Genomic DNA, 13,690 nt, shown 5'->3' with positions numbered 1-13,690 from the left:
TAATTGCTGAAGCAGGCCAGTTCTGTTATGAGATGGCCTGCTTGCTTTAACTTCTCACCTAAATCTTTGTCCATTGCAGAATAGATCAACATCGATATTTATACTGGTATTCTTGTTTTTCTTTGCCATGCTTCACTTTCCTATCCTTGGGATTTTTAATGTGGACATATCTATTGGTGGAGTCCCGGCCTTAAGCCTTTATCTGTTGGCCTCCTGGATACTACTTATCATTGTTTTATGGTGGCTGAGCAAGAAATTATTTAACGATGGGCATGATGGAAATTAAGTGGCTGGTTATTATCCTCTCATTTTGCTATCTCATCATTCTATTTCTGATAGCCTCCTGGGCGGAGAAGAATGCCGATAAATCCTGGCTAAACTCACCCTATATCTATTCACTTTCATTGGCAGTGTACTGCACCGCCTGGACTTATTATGGAAGTGTGGGCAGAGCCTCTCACCAGGGACTTGATTTTCTCACTACTTATCTAGGTCCGGTAATGCTGGCACCGTTATTCTGGATAGTGCTAAGAAAGATCATCAGGATAAGTAAAGTGCACCGAATTACCAATATGGCAGATTTTGTGGCTTCCAGATATGGAAAGAATGCTACTTTGGGTGCTATTATAACGGTTTTCTGCTTTTTGGGAGTGCTGCCATATATTTCTATTCAGCTAAAAGCGATTTCTAATAGTTATCTCATTCTTTCAGAGGGCTCTTCTAAAACATCTGGATATTTTCTAGATGATACTTCCTTCTATATTACAGTGGTGCTTGCCGTATTTACAATTCTTTTTGGAGCTAGAAATATAGATGCCAATCAGAAAAATGTAGGCCTAATTACCACCATAGCTTTTGAATCAGTATTTAAGCTATTGGCTTTTTTAGCACTTGGTTTATATGTTACGTTTGGTCTTTTTGACGGGTTTGGAAATATCTTCCAGCAGGCCGCCGATTTGGAGCAGTTTAATGCTTTGGTCACTATAGATGACTCACAATACGGCAGTTGGATGGCCTTGAATATTTTATCGGCCCTGGCTTTACTTTTCTTGCCGCGTCAGTTTCATGTGGCGGTGAAAGAAAATAGAAATGAAAATCATTTAAAAAAGGCACTATGGCTATTTCCACTGTATCTGCTATTGATTAATCTGTTTGTGATTCCGATAGCTCTGGGAGGCAAAATGATATTCCAGGATCAGAATGTTAATGCAGATACTTATGTGCTGGCCATTCCACTGGCGTATGATAATAACTTACTGGCACTGATTATTTTCTTAGGCGGCTTTTCCGCGGCTACTAGTATGATCATAGTATCTACCTCAGCTTTAAGTATTATGGTTAGTAATCATATTATTACGCCAAATCTCATTAAGAGCAGGCTGGTTTCTCAATATTTTAAAGGGAGGTTGGATCTCATTGTACTTCGCGGTAGGCAGATGATCATAATGGTGATGTTGTTTTTAGCCTATCTATATTTCAAGTTTGTGGGTGATAGTTTTTCCCTTGTTTCAATAGGATTAATATCTTTTGTGGCTGTGGCTCAGCTTGCCCCGGCTATTATTGGTGGCATCTACTGGAAAATGGCCAATAGAAAAGGAGCTCTGGTGGGGCTATTGGCAGGTTTTATGGTTTGGTTTTATATTTTGGTAGTTCCTACTATGGTGAGTCCTGGTATAATTACTGAGGATTTTGTTGAAAACGGACCTTTTCATTGGTCATGGTTGAGCCCACATGGTTTTCTCGGCCTAGATTCAATGGATTATATTGTTAGTGGATTTTTTTGGAGCATGTTTTTCAATGTTTCCTCCTTTCTAGTGGTTTCTACGCTCACCCATCGCTCTACGCAGGAAATCAACCAGGCAGAAATATTTGTAGACATTTTTAAATATTCTTCTAGCTATGAAAGCTCCATACTTTGGAAAGGGCGCGCCTTTATTTCAGATCTAAAAAGGTTGATATCACAGTTTTTAGGTGGGCCAAGAACTGAGAGGGCCTTTAGAAAATTTATGACTCAAAATAATATAGAAGAGAAGAGTGTGGAGGCAGATTATAGAATAGTCAATTACGCTGAAAAGCTGCTCTCCGGTGCTATCGGCTCTACATCTGCGCGGGTGCTAATGGCCTCAGTGGTGAAAGAAGAGAATGTAGTAGACATTAAGGAGGTGTTTGATATTCTTCGTGAAGCGCAGCAATATATATCATACAACAAGCAGTTAGAAATAAAATCTCAGCAGCTGGAAGAGGCGGGACAAAAGTTGAGGGAGGCCAATGAGAAACTGAAGGAGATGGATCATATAAAAGATGAGTTTATTTCTACCGTTACCCATGAAATGAGGACTCCTATAACATCCATTAGGGCCATGTCTGAAATTTTAAATGATCACCAGGATATATCTGATGACGAGCGTTCAGCTTTTCTCAATATTATTGTGGAAGAAACAAAACGCATGGAAAGGCTTATTAATCAGGTGCTTAACCTTGAAAAATTGGATTCTGGGGAGTTGAAAATGCCGCTGGATTATTTGAATCTGAATGAGGTGGTTGAAACTTCTCTTAGTTCTGTAAGTCAATGGGCGAAGGAAAAAAATATTGCTATGACCACATCATTTGATCCTAATCTATCTGCAATAAGGGGTAATAATGATGGTCTTACACAGGTGGTGCTTAACCTGCTTTCCAATGCTATTAAATATTGCAACCAGGAACAAGGTCAGGTAAATGTGATAACGTCAATGAAGGGAAATGAAGTGGAGCTGAAGGTGATTGATAACGGGCCGGGTATTCCGGTGGAGATGAGGAAATTGATTTTTGAGGCATTTTATCAGGCAAAAAGCCAAGAGAATGATAAGCCCGAGGGTAGTGGATTGGGTCTTACCATTTGTAAAAAGATAATTGATAAACATAATGGTAAGATTTGGGTGGATGATAACAAGCAGCCGGGTGCTGTAGTGGTATTGAGAGTGCCAGCAATTTAATATGATATGAAGAAAGTATTGTTAGTAGATGATGAGCCAAATATCATTATGTCATTGGAGTTCCTGATGAAAAAGAATGGGTATGCTGTTTTTATTGCCAGAGACGGACGGGAAGCTATAGGTCTTTTGGATCGGCATCAGCCAGATGTTATTATTCTGGATATTATGATGCCGGAGGTAGATGGATATGAGGTCTGTAGTTATATTCAGAATAATAGTGAGCTGAATACTAAGATTATTTTACTCACTGCCAAGGGTACAGAGAAGGATATAAATAAGGGCTACGATGCTGGAGCCGATCATTATATAACCAAGCCTTTTAGTACTAAGCATGTAGTAAAAACTGTTCAGAATTTAACGGCCTGATTTATGGAAAAGAACCTCATAGCTACTCGAATTGCTGATTTTTTATTCAAATATCCACCTTTCTCATATTTAGGTAAAGAAGAAATTCTTGGTTTGGCCAAAGAAGCGGAGGTGAAATATTTTCAGCCTGACGAATATGTTTTTAAGCAAGACCAAAAAAGTGGAGATTATCTATTTGTGGTGAAGGAGGGCGTAGTGCATCTAGAGAGGCAAGAGGCGGATACAATTTCTTTGGTAGATGTTTGTGATGAAGGAGATCTTTTTGGTGTTAGAGCTATGATTAGTGGAAACCCATATGTGTTTCAAGCTCGCTGTGAAGACGAGTGTCTGATTTATGCCTTACCAATTACAAATTTCAGGTCTTTGATGGAGTTAAATTCTCAAGTGGCTATGTTTTTTGCTTCTGGATTGGCAGGAGGACAGTCCCATTTATTTTCAGGGGCTAGCAAAAATAGGGTTCAAGAGTCTGGATCATTGCTGAATTGGAATAGTCCGTTGAGGCAGTGTAGCCAATTGATATGGTGCAAGTCGACGGTAATTATCCGAGAGGTGGCAAAAATGATGACTGAAAAGAGGATTGGTTCTATGGTAATTTGTGAGCCTGATGGTTCACTTACAGGCATAGTAACGGATACCGATTTCAAAACTAAAATAGCCACTGGCATTTTGAGCATTGATGATCCCGTGGCGAAAATCATGTCTACACAGGTGGTGGCCATGCCTCTTGGTCTTCCGCTTTCAGACTATTTACTTAAAATGCTTCGTCATAAAATTAAGCATATCTGTATAGTGGATGGTAATAAGCCTGTGGGTGTATTGAGTCAGCGGGACTTGCTAGCCTCACAGCAAAATCATCCAGTGGCATTGGTTTATGCCCTAGAACAATCGAAAACCATAGAAGAGCTGGCAAAATTGAGAAACCAGGCAGATGGATTGGTGCGTTTTTACCTCGAGCAGAATGTGTCCATGGAAGTAACATCATCTTTGGTTACACATATGAACGATGTATTGATGCAACGGATCATTAAGCTCAAGCTCGATAAGTATCAAGAAGAAAATGGTGCCGCACCGGTGTCATTTTGTTGGGTTTCTATGGGTAGTGAGGGTCGTGGAGAGCAACTGCTCAGGACTGATCAGGATAATGCACTGATATATGCTGATTCGGAGACTGAGGACACTCAGCAATATTTCTTGGGTCTTGCTACTCAGGTCAATTTCGCCCTGGAGCAGGTGGGTTTTAAGAAATGTCCTGCAGATATGATGGCCGGTAATTCTCAATGGTGTCAGCCACTTTCTCAATGGGAGCATTATTTCAGCGGCTGGATAAGAAAGCCACAGGAAAAGGCGCTGATGCTGTCTACAATCTTTTTTGATTACAGATTTATTTATGGGGATGAGAACCTTTTGGATGAGCTCAATCGGTTTATACAAGATGAGATTAGTAGTGAGAAGATCTTTTTAAATTTTCTCGCTAAAAATGCGCTTAAAAACCCTGCGCCACTGGGTTTCTTTAAAAACTTAATGATAGAGCGATCAGGTGAGCACAAAAATGATTTTGATATTAAGGCCAGAGCTATGATGCCGCTGGTAGATATGGCGCGTGTTCTTAGTTTAGATGCAGGAATCATGGATGTAAAGAACACCATTGGCCGTTATCAGGTTTTGGCGGAAAAAGATCCCTCCAGAAGAGAGCTTTATGAGGAGGCTGCAGATGCTTATGAATATCTTATGAGATTTCGAGCCATTTCAGGATTTGAACATAACAATTCTGGTAGATATGTGCCTATTGATAGTTTGGGTAAGCTGGACAGGCAAATATTAAGAAATACATTTGAGCCCATAGATAAACTGCAGAAAATGTTGAGTTTAAAATATCAGCTGAGTTACTTTCAATAGATGCACTTCTTCTCTAAACTTTTTCTCTCATCTAAGTCACGTGATCTCCCGGATTATGTCAAAAGGTACTATGCGTCATTTGATAGCCTGGATAAAAAATCAGCTCTTGATAAGCTCAAATTTGTAGTAATTGATACCGAGACTACCTCATTAGATGTGAAAAGGGCTCGTCTTTTGTCCTTTGGTGGGGTTTGTTTTCAGAATGGATCTATTCAAGTGAATACGGGCTGCCATATATTCGTAGATGACAGTTCTGAAAATATGCCTGAGAACGTGGAGATTCACGGAATTACCAAGAGACAGAGCGCTTCAGGAATTGCGGCAGACCTCGTTGTAAAAAGTATACTTCAATATTTAGAGGAGGCGGTTCTTGTGGCCCATCATGCTGACTTTGATGTTCGTATGATAAATGCTTTTTTCAAAAAACATAATGAGAACATTCAGATAAAAAATCCAATCGTTGACACCATGCATCTAGCTATGAGGCTTGAAGAACCACGCATGGATGCCTCCGTCGTGTTGCGCCGCAAGTATACATTAGATGCTTTAATAGAAAGATATAAGATAATGCCGCTGGAAAGACATTCAGCATTGGGCGATGCTTTTACCACAGCATGCTTGCTGCAAAAATTACTACCAAGGTTAAGTCAGCGAGGAGTTAAACGACTGGCAGATATTCTATAAACCCCTAAAAACACAAAACCCCTGAAAATCTAAAGATTAACAGGGGTTTGCGTACCCGGGGCGGGACTTGAACCCGCACGACTACAATGGTCACAGGATTTTAAGTCCTGCGTGTCTACCAATTCCACCACCCGGGCGTCAGCTACAGCGTAGCCAAATTGTCGTTAAAAATAAAGCCTGCTCGTGTGCAGGCGTCGATTTTTTGAGCGAGAAACGGGATTCGAACCCGCGACCCCGACCTTGGCAAGGTCGTGCTCTACCAGCTGAGCTATTCTCGCTTTTTGTATTTCTTAGTGGCTGTTCCGCTAAGTGGAGTGCAAATTTATATAAGCCTTTTTAATTTGCAATGGGTTAGGCAGAAAAAAATTAAAAAATTTTAATTGAAGTTTTGTCCACCAAATAAATAGGAGGCAAACTCCTTCATTTTTTGGAAGATAATATTCTTATTTCTGGCTAAAAACAAGATTAAAAAGATTCCTACATATACCAGAGAAACCACTAAATAGCCCATAAGTGAGGACTCTAACACCTCATTCAGATAAAGTGATAATGCAATACTTGCGAAAAGTACTGCAAAGCACAGCATGATCATCATCACAGCCACCAAGGCCATCTTAGAGACTGCCTCTTCGATTTCCTCTTTTACTTGTGACTTTAACTTAGATACTTTATTTTCTACTAAATCTATGGGCTTACGGGCTATGCGGCTCAGAAATGACATTATTTGGCAGCTTTTTCTGTTTCTTTAGTAAGAGACTTGGCCTTTTCAACTCCGAAATCGACGAGGTCATTTGCTACATCTTTTACTGTACTTTCAATTTTTTTATAGGTTTCGCTGCCTTTTTCAGGCGCTAATAAAATACCTAATACTGTTCCTATTCCTAAACCGGCAGCTAGGCCAGCTAAGAATTTTGTGTTTCCGTTGTCCATGGTGTTGGTGTTTATTCGTTATCTATTTTAATTGCGTTGGATGACTCCCAGTGCTCAAAGGCGTCTATTTCATCGCTTATTCCATTGTAAACCCAAACTATTACGGCAATATCATCCGCTAAGCCTAGAATTGGAATAAAGTCAGGTATTACATCCAGTACCCATACAAAATATACAAGACCAGCAATAATTCTCAGTAATGCACCAGTCGGTATTTTGGTGTATTCGCGCTTGTAATAAGCCTTAACCATTCTAATGAGAACAGCCGTTTTATGCTTGAAATCACGCTGAATATTATTTCTGTTACTTTCGTCTTTTAGTTTTTCGAAGGCATGCTGTAACAGTCTAAAAATTTTACTCTTACTGTATGATATCTTTTCAGCAATATTCATAGCAAGAGCAAAAGCCTTAGATTCCAAAACTGCTGTTAGTTTGGAATTATCTGTGGTCTCCGTTTGTTTATTTTGGGGCTCAGAAGTCTTCTTTTTATTTGAAGGTTTCTTTGTGCCTTTTTTACTATTGGTTGTTGTTTTAGTTGTCGCCATGATAATATTATTATAAATACCGTGCCTTAATTAAGTTAATTAAAAAATTGGTAAATCACAGTTTATGGCTGTTTTTACAATTTTAACACTGGCAGGCTGTAGATGTTTAAATCAGGATGAGGGAAAAAGCACCACAATTTTTATTTTAGTAGAGTGTACGCAATTGTAGATATAGAGACTACCGGAGGTTTTGCTGGTAATGGAAAGATTACAGAAGTAGCCGTTTTCATCCATGATGGGGAGAAGGTGATTGATTCTTATGAAACCCTTATCAACCCTGAGCAATTTATACCCGCATATATTTCTGGTCTTACGGGCATAGACCAGCAGATGGTAGACAGTGCTCCGGTTTTTGGGGAGGTGGCAGAGAAGCTACAGGAGTTGCTGGCTGATAAAATATTTGTAGCCCATAATGTACACTTTGATTATTCTTTCTTAAAAAAGGAATTCGAAGATGTAGGCCTTTCTTTCAGTCCGAAGCGATTGTGCACTGTACGTTTGAGTAGAAAAGTATTCCCTGGCTTAAGGTCCTATGGGTTAGGCAATCTATGCGCTCAGCTGGATATTAATATAGAAAATAGGCACAGAGCTGGTGGAGATGCACATGCTACCGTCATTTTGTTTGATAAAATGGTAAAGTCATCTCCAGAGATAATTGCAGATGCACTAAAAAGAAATTCTAAGGAAACTACCTTACCTCCTAATTTACCCAAGGAGGAATTTCAAAACCTACCTGAACTGCCAGGAGTCTATTATTTTCATGACCAGCATGGCAATGTTATTTATGTGGGTAAGGCCATTAATATTAAAAAAAGAATTACAGGACATTTCTCAGGCACTAGTAAAAACAATAGGAATCAGTTTATTAGAAATGAGATTCATCACATCAGCTATGAACTTACAGGGAACGAACTGGTGGCATTGTTGCTTGAATCTCAGGAGATTAAGAGGCTGTGGCCCAAATACAACAGAGCCCAGAAAGTGAAAAGCAACCCTTGGGCTATTTATAAATATGAAGACAGAGATGGCTATCTAAGGTTTAACATAGGTAAAAGTGTAAAAGGACTTATGCCATTAATGACTTTTCATGCCCACAATGATGCCTGGTATTTTGTGATAGATAAGGTGAAGGAATATGAACTATGCCCGAAACTTTCAGGTATTCAAAAGAGTGATGGTGCTTGCTATGATGTGCCCATAGGCAAATGTAAAGGAGCTTGCGGTGGGCAAGAATCTGTTGAAGTCTATAATGCGAAGGTGGCGGAAGCCATTCAGTCTTTTTATAATGTAGAAAAGTCCTTTGTGATATTAGGCTCAGGCAGAACTGAAGATGAACAGGCCGTGGTATTGGTGGAAAAAGGCGCCTACCATGGTTTTGGTTTCTGCAGTAAAGATATGCAGGTCACAAACCTGGATGATGTTAAAACTTTTGTGAAAAACTACAAAACCACGGTGGAGATTGACCATTATATTCAGAGCTATGCCAATAGTTCTGATGCACAGATTATAGAAGTGGCTGATTAATATTTAATTCTGCCAGATCCTTTAGGGTAAAGCGTGTCTACCTTGTCGCTGCTATAAACTTCCTTGGTATCTATATTCATTAGGGATAACACCCCGTCCCAGCCGGCGCCAGTATCCATAAACCATACTTCGCATGCTTTTAAAGGTTTAAGGTGTTGATAATTATGAATAGGAGTGTGGCCTATATATATTTCATCATACACAGATAGTTGGGTGTTGTCATTTTTCAAGTATGATTCGTAGGCGGTTTTAAATAAGGAGCGGTCCCACATGAATATATTAGAACCTTGAGCCTCCAGAGGAATGCCCGTTTCTATACCAGCATGCACAAAGAGAGTATTATCTTCTAAATAATATAAAAAGGCCTTTTTTAAGAAATTATAATGGCTCTTTGGCATTTCGTTAGAATAGCTATTTACCGTGGCGGCTCCTCCCTGATTGAGCCATAATTCATCGGCTTTATCTGTTCGGGCCCATTCTTCAGCCCAAAAATCATGATTGCCCTTCACCATGGTTAAATTTTTAACTTTCATCAGCTCCTCTATGGCCAGATTGGTTTCTGGCCAGCCATCGCACACATCACCCAGGCAGATCAGCCTATCTTCTTCATAGTCAAAATCAGCTCTATCCAGGCACTGCGAAAGGGCTTTATAGGCCCCGTGTATATCTCCAATAACAAAACGTCTCATAAATTACTTATAAGATACATGAATAAATGTTAAAAATTAACCGGTTAGTATCTAAGCTAACCCTTTGTAAAAATATTTTCGTTAAATATATATTATTGCAATAGTTTTACAGTTGTACTCATAAACTTAACCAATCTTAGGAATGGAAGAATCAGTAACCACAGTAGATAAGAAGAGAGAGCATCAAGATAAAATAAAACAAGTATTTTCTGAAGTAGGAAAAGTGGTAGTGGGCCAGGAGGCCATGATCAATAGACTTTTAATAGGTTTATTTACGCAGAGCCATATTTTGCTGGAAGGAGTCCCTGGTATAGCCAAGACCCTTACTGTAAGCACGCTAGCCAAAGTATTACATTTAGATTTTCAGAGAATACAATTTACCCCAGATCTATTACCAGCAGATTTAATTGGTACTATGATCTATAATCAGAAGCAATCCAATTTTGAAGTAAAGCAAGGTCCTATATTTGCCAACATGATCCTGGCTGATGAGATTAACCGATCCCCAGCTAAGGTGCAGTCAGCCTTACTAGAAGCAATGCAGGAGAAGCAGGTGACCATTGGTGAAACCACCTTCCAGTTAGACAGGCCTTTCTTGGTACTAGCTACCCAGAACCCAGTAGATCAGGAAGGAACCTATCCTTTACCAGAAGCCCAGGTAGATAGATTTATGATGAAAGTACATGTAGACTATCCTACGAAAGAGCAAGAGCTTGAAGTAATGCGTAGAATTTCTAACATGACTTTCGATTACACTGTAAATACAGTCTTAAGCAAAGAAGATATTTTTGCTATTAGAAATGAGATAAACCAGACCTCTATTTCAGAATCTTTAGAGAAGTACATTGTAGAGCTCGTATATGCTACCAGAGACCCTAGAGCATATGGCTTAAATAATGAGGCTGACTACATTCAGTTTGGAGTATCGCCAAGGGCTACAATTAATTTAAACCTGGCAGCCAAGGCTATAGCTTACTTTGAAGGTAGAGATTATGTACTGCCAGAAGATATCAAAGAAGTAGCGCCGGATGTGCTTAACCACAGAATAATTCTTAATTATGAGGCTGAAGCAGACAATATCAGCACACATAAAATTATAGAGAGAATATTGAATAAAATACCAATTAACAATTAGTTAATATAGCAATATATTAGCTATTTCTTTCTAATCGTAAAAAATGCGAAGCCACTCATTACAAGGGTGGCTTTTTGTTAATATTAGGGTAAACCAGCTTTTACTTTCTTTAACAAATAGTTAATATCAGCGTCGGCTTCACTTAACAATTAAACCTCACATTTGCAGCGAATTTAATTTGGTTGCAAAAATGAAAAATTTATTAATCGTGTTTTTATCCCTAATGAGCATAACAGCTATGGCTCAGAAAGGGACTATTAAAGGTTTGGTGAAAGACAAACAGACCGGTGAAGAAATCATCGGTGCCAATGTTTTTGTAGAAGGTACTTCTACAGGTGCTGCTACTGACATCATGGGGAATTTCCAATTCCAGGTAGAGCCAGGAACTTATAACCTTATCGCTACTTTTATTGGTTACGCTAATTTCAAAATTCAGGATCTGACTGTTGGAGCTGGTGAGGTAGTTGAACTTACTGTTCTGCTTCAAACGGACGATGTTCAGTTGGAAGAAGTAGTGGTAACTGCAAAGGCTGATCAAACTTCTGAAAATCTTCTTCTTTTAGAAAGAAAAAATGCTGTCGAAATTAAGCAAAGCATTGGAGCTCAAGAACTGTCTAGAAAAGGAGTTGGTGATGCTCAGGCAGCGGTAACAAAGGTTACTGGTGTTAGTAAGCAAGAAGGTGTTAAAAACGTATTTGTAAGAGGATTAGGAGATAGATATAATTCTACTTCATTAAACGGTCTTCCTCTTCCATCAGAAGATCCTGAGTATAAAAACATCTCTTTAGACTTCTTCTCTACCAGTATTATCAATAGTGTAGATATAAATAAGACATTTAATCCGTCAATTTTTGGAGATGTTGATGGTGCTAACATTAACATAGTTTCTAAAGAGTTATTCGAAGATCAGGAACTAAGAGTAAGCTTATCTGCCGGGCTGAACACAGGTTCTGTTGGCCAGGATTTCCTTCGTCCGGATGGTTCAAATATGTTAGGAACAGGCTTAAGTGAGGAGAGCCCTATTACTGATCTTACTCAGTATGATTTTAACAATAGCTTTAAGCCCTCTACTGTAAGCATGCCACTTAACAGCTCTTTCTCTGTAAGTGGTGGAAAAAGACTAGATATTGGTTCTCATAAGCTAGATGCATTTTTAGTAGCATCAGTGCAAAATGAATATGTATATAAAGAAGGTATAACAAGATCAGCAGTAAGCTCAGATGGTGGAGCTGGTAGAGATTATACTTACAAAGCTTTCGATTACAATGTGGCTCAGATCTTCATGGGTAATTTTAACTATGATCTGACGAGTAATATAGATTTGTCTTATAATACCATGTACATCCACAATAACAGCCAAATGGTTGGGGAGTATGCTGGTCAGGCACAAAACCTTACAGAAGTGGATGGTAGGTCTGCTTTTATTAGAAGACAACAGGTAAATGACAATGATCTTTTTGTGAATCAGCTTTTAGCAGATGTTTCTCTTTCTGATAAGATTAATTTAAACTTGGCGGGATCATTCAACTCTATTAGAGGATCCGAGCCAGATAGAAGAACAAACACATTCTTGCTAGATGAAAACACTGGTGAATATTCAGTGGCGGCTGGTAGCGCTGGCTTAAATCACAGATTCTTCTCAACTCTTGAGGAGGATGATGTTAATGCAGAAGCTGTGTTTAGTTATGCATTAAAAGGTGATAAAGATGGAGCTAGTAAATTTGAGTTAGGTTATTCTTACAGAAATACTCAAAGAAATTTCGGGTATAGACAATTCAGTTTTGATTTCGCTAACCAGGCACCTGTAGATATTAATAACCCAGATGCTACATTATTTAATCAGCAGTCAATTAATGATGATATCTTTAGATTAATCACTACTCGTGGATTTAATCAAGAGCAGATTGATGTTTTCGCACCAGATACCTATGACGGATCTAAGATTATTCACTCTGCTATAGCTAACTTCAACTATGAGCTTTCTGATAGATTTGTTTTAGGAGCCGGAGTAAGATATGAGACAGTTAGACAGGAAGTAATTTGGGATTTCAACCAGGACCGTAATGAATATGGAGAAAACTTGTCAGAAAGAAACCCTAACTACATCCTTCCGAGTTTTAATTTAAAGTATTCAATATCAGAGAATGACATTATTAGACTAGCGGCTAGTAAATCATACACTTTCCCGCAGTTTAAGGAAGTAGCTCCGTTCTTATATGAAGACGTTAACTTCTCAAGTTTTGGTAACCCAGATCTTAAGCCTGCTGATAACTATAATGTTGATTTAAAATTTGAAAAGTATTTTGGTAAGGGGAATCTATTTGCTGTAACTGGGTTCTATAAGCATATTGAAAATGCTATCAATCGTGTTCTAGTAACTTCAGCAGCCACAGAATTATCTTATGTCAATACAGGTAACGCTGATGTTTCAGGTATAGAACTCGAATTCCAGAAGAAAATTTGGGAGAAGCAGACAGGTGATAAATTCAGCTCGTTCTCAGTTGGAGCTAATGCTTCTTATCTGTACTCCAAGCAAAAGTTAGAAGACGATCCAGATGATAAACTTACCGTTCTTTTCACGCATGATGAGGCTGAATTAGAAGGTGCGTCACCCCTTTTATTAAATGCTGATATCTCTTACAAGTCAGAAACTGAAAACAAAGGCATAACTGCAGCACTAGTGTTCAATTATTTCAGTGATCGTATTTATACAATAGGTACTGCTGATAGAGATAACATTATGGAAAAAGGTATACCTACTTTGGACATAATTTCTTCATATAGATTTAACAAAAATTTTCAAGTTGATTTCAAAGCACAGAATATCTTAGACCCTGAATATAAGTTATCTCAAGATATCGGAAGTGGTGAAAGTTTTGTGATCCAAAATTTTCAAAGAGGAGCTAAGATTTCTTTGGGATTAACCTTTAAACTTTAAACTCTAAA

The 13,690-nt window shown here is 38.7% G+C and carries 12 protein-coding genes and 2 tRNA genes; 8 read left to right on the top strand and 6 right to left on the bottom strand.

Annotation, left to right across the window (positions count from 1 at the left end):
* Positions 1-73: 73 nt before the first annotated feature.
* The 5 genes from LVD16_RS02385 to LVD16_RS02365 are packed head-to-tail and all read left to right on the top strand — an operon-like array spanning position 74 to position 5,921.
* Positions 74-286, top strand: a complete 213-nt coding sequence (locus tag LVD16_RS02385) for a hypothetical protein (protein ID WP_233771984.1) — start codon at positions 74-76, stop codon at positions 284-286.
* On the top strand, positions 273-2,975 hold the full coding sequence (locus LVD16_RS02380) for an ATP-binding protein (protein ID WP_233771983.1): 2,703 nt from the start codon (positions 273-275) through the stop codon (positions 2,973-2,975). Before LVD16_RS02385 ends, LVD16_RS02380 begins: the two co-directional genes overlap by 14 nt.
* A gap of 6 nt (positions 2,976-2,981) precedes the next feature.
* The gene (locus tag LVD16_RS02375) at positions 2,982-3,341 is read left to right on the top strand and encodes a response regulator transcription factor (RefSeq protein ID WP_233771982.1); all 360 of its coding nucleotides are present in this window, start codon (positions 2,982-2,984) and stop codon (positions 3,339-3,341) included.
* A 3-nt stretch (positions 3,342-3,344) separates the two neighbouring features.
* Entirely contained in the window at positions 3,345-5,237 is a 1,893-nt protein-coding gene (locus LVD16_RS02370; protein WP_233771981.1) for a DUF294 nucleotidyltransferase-like domain-containing protein, read from the top strand.
* On the top strand, positions 5,238-5,921 hold the full coding sequence (locus LVD16_RS02365; RefSeq protein ID WP_233771980.1) for a 3'-5' exonuclease: 684 nt from the start codon (positions 5,238-5,240) through the stop codon (positions 5,919-5,921). It abuts the gene before it with no gap.
* Between the two features lie 52 nt (positions 5,922-5,973).
* Here LVD16_RS02365 and LVD16_RS02360 read toward each other — a convergent pair.
* The 5 genes from LVD16_RS02360 to LVD16_RS02340 all read right to left on the bottom strand — a co-directional run bounded on the left by LVD16_RS02360 (position 5,974) and on the right by LVD16_RS02340 (position 7,396).
* Positions 5,974-6,058: transfer RNA gene (locus LVD16_RS02360), tRNA-Leu, on the bottom strand.
* Positions 6,059-6,126: 68 nt separating this feature from the next.
* A tRNA-Gly gene (locus tag LVD16_RS02355) sits at positions 6,127-6,199 on the bottom strand.
* Positions 6,200-6,297: 98 nt separating this feature from the next.
* On the bottom strand, positions 6,298-6,642 hold the full coding sequence (locus tag LVD16_RS02350) for a phage holin family protein (protein ID WP_233771979.1): 345 nt from the start codon (positions 6,640-6,642) through the stop codon (positions 6,298-6,300).
* Complete coding sequence (locus LVD16_RS02345) at positions 6,642-6,851, bottom strand: YtxH domain-containing protein (protein ID WP_233771978.1); 210 nt, start codon at positions 6,849-6,851, stop codon at positions 6,642-6,644. Before LVD16_RS02345 ends, LVD16_RS02350 begins: the two co-directional genes overlap by 1 nt.
* 11 nt (positions 6,852-6,862) lie before the next feature.
* Positions 6,863-7,396 carry a YkvA family protein gene (locus tag LVD16_RS02340; protein ID WP_233771977.1) on the bottom strand — a complete coding sequence of 178 codons (534 nt, stop codon included), beginning with the start codon at positions 7,394-7,396 and terminating at the stop codon, positions 6,863-6,865.
* Between the two features lie 153 nt (positions 7,397-7,549).
* Between LVD16_RS02340 and LVD16_RS02335 the strand changes: the two genes are divergently transcribed.
* Positions 7,550-8,920, top strand: a complete 1,371-nt coding sequence (locus tag LVD16_RS02335) for an exonuclease domain-containing protein (protein ID WP_233771976.1) — start codon at positions 7,550-7,552, stop codon at positions 8,918-8,920.
* Here LVD16_RS02335 and LVD16_RS02330 read toward each other — a convergent pair.
* Complete coding sequence (locus LVD16_RS02330) at positions 8,917-9,609, bottom strand: metallophosphoesterase (RefSeq protein ID WP_233771975.1); 693 nt, start codon at positions 9,607-9,609, stop codon at positions 8,917-8,919. The genes LVD16_RS02335 and LVD16_RS02330 overlap by 4 nt on opposite strands.
* Before the next feature lie 142 nt (positions 9,610-9,751).
* Here LVD16_RS02330 and LVD16_RS02325 point away from each other — a divergent pair, with 142 nt between their 5' ends.
* Complete coding sequence (locus LVD16_RS02325; protein ID WP_233771974.1) at positions 9,752-10,744, top strand: AAA family ATPase; 993 nt, start codon at positions 9,752-9,754, stop codon at positions 10,742-10,744.
* A gap of 190 nt (positions 10,745-10,934) precedes the next feature.
* Positions 10,935-13,682 carry a TonB-dependent receptor gene (locus LVD16_RS02320; protein WP_233771973.1) on the top strand — a complete coding sequence of 916 codons (2,748 nt, stop codon included), beginning with the start codon at positions 10,935-10,937 and terminating at the stop codon, positions 13,680-13,682.
* Positions 13,683-13,690 lie beyond the last annotated feature (8 nt).

Source organism: Fulvivirga ligni, assembly GCF_021389935.1.
GTDB classification, from domain to species: domain Bacteria; phylum Bacteroidota; class Bacteroidia; order Cytophagales; family Cyclobacteriaceae; genus Fulvivirga; species Fulvivirga ligni.
The sequence above is the reverse complement of the archived record's forward strand: the minus strand, read 5'-3'. Positions and strand labels throughout refer to the sequence as shown.

What these genes read in the sequence shown, in the direction of transcription:
- LVD16_RS02340 (WP_233771977.1), bottom strand. Translation starts at nt 7,396, where the DNA reads ATGGCGACAACTAAAACAACAACCAATAGTAAAAAAGGCACAAAGAAA.
- LVD16_RS02350 (WP_233771979.1), bottom strand. Translation starts at nt 6,642, where the DNA reads ATGTCATTTCTGAGCCGCATAGCCCGTAAGCCCATAGATTTAGTAGAA.
- LVD16_RS02380 (WP_233771983.1), top strand. Translation starts at nt 273, where the DNA reads ATGATGGAAATTAAGTGGCTGGTTATTATCCTCTCATTTTGCTATCTC.
- LVD16_RS02370 (WP_233771981.1), top strand. Translation starts at nt 3,345, where the DNA reads ATGGAAAAGAACCTCATAGCTACTCGAATTGCTGATTTTTTATTCAAA.
- LVD16_RS02325 (WP_233771974.1), top strand. Translation starts at nt 9,752, where the DNA reads ATGGAAGAATCAGTAACCACAGTAGATAAGAAGAGAGAGCATCAAGAT.
- LVD16_RS02365 (WP_233771980.1), top strand. Translation starts at nt 5,238, where the DNA reads ATGCACTTCTTCTCTAAACTTTTTCTCTCATCTAAGTCACGTGATCTC.
- LVD16_RS02375 (WP_233771982.1), top strand. Translation starts at nt 2,982, where the DNA reads ATGAAGAAAGTATTGTTAGTAGATGATGAGCCAAATATCATTATGTCA.
- LVD16_RS02345 (WP_233771978.1), bottom strand. Translation starts at nt 6,851, where the DNA reads ATGGACAACGGAAACACAAAATTCTTAGCTGGCCTAGCTGCCGGTTTA.
- LVD16_RS02320 (WP_233771973.1), top strand. Translation starts at nt 10,935, where the DNA reads ATGAAAAATTTATTAATCGTGTTTTTATCCCTAATGAGCATAACAGCT.
- LVD16_RS02330 (WP_233771975.1), bottom strand. Translation starts at nt 9,609, where the DNA reads ATGAGACGTTTTGTTATTGGAGATATACACGGGGCCTATAAAGCCCTT.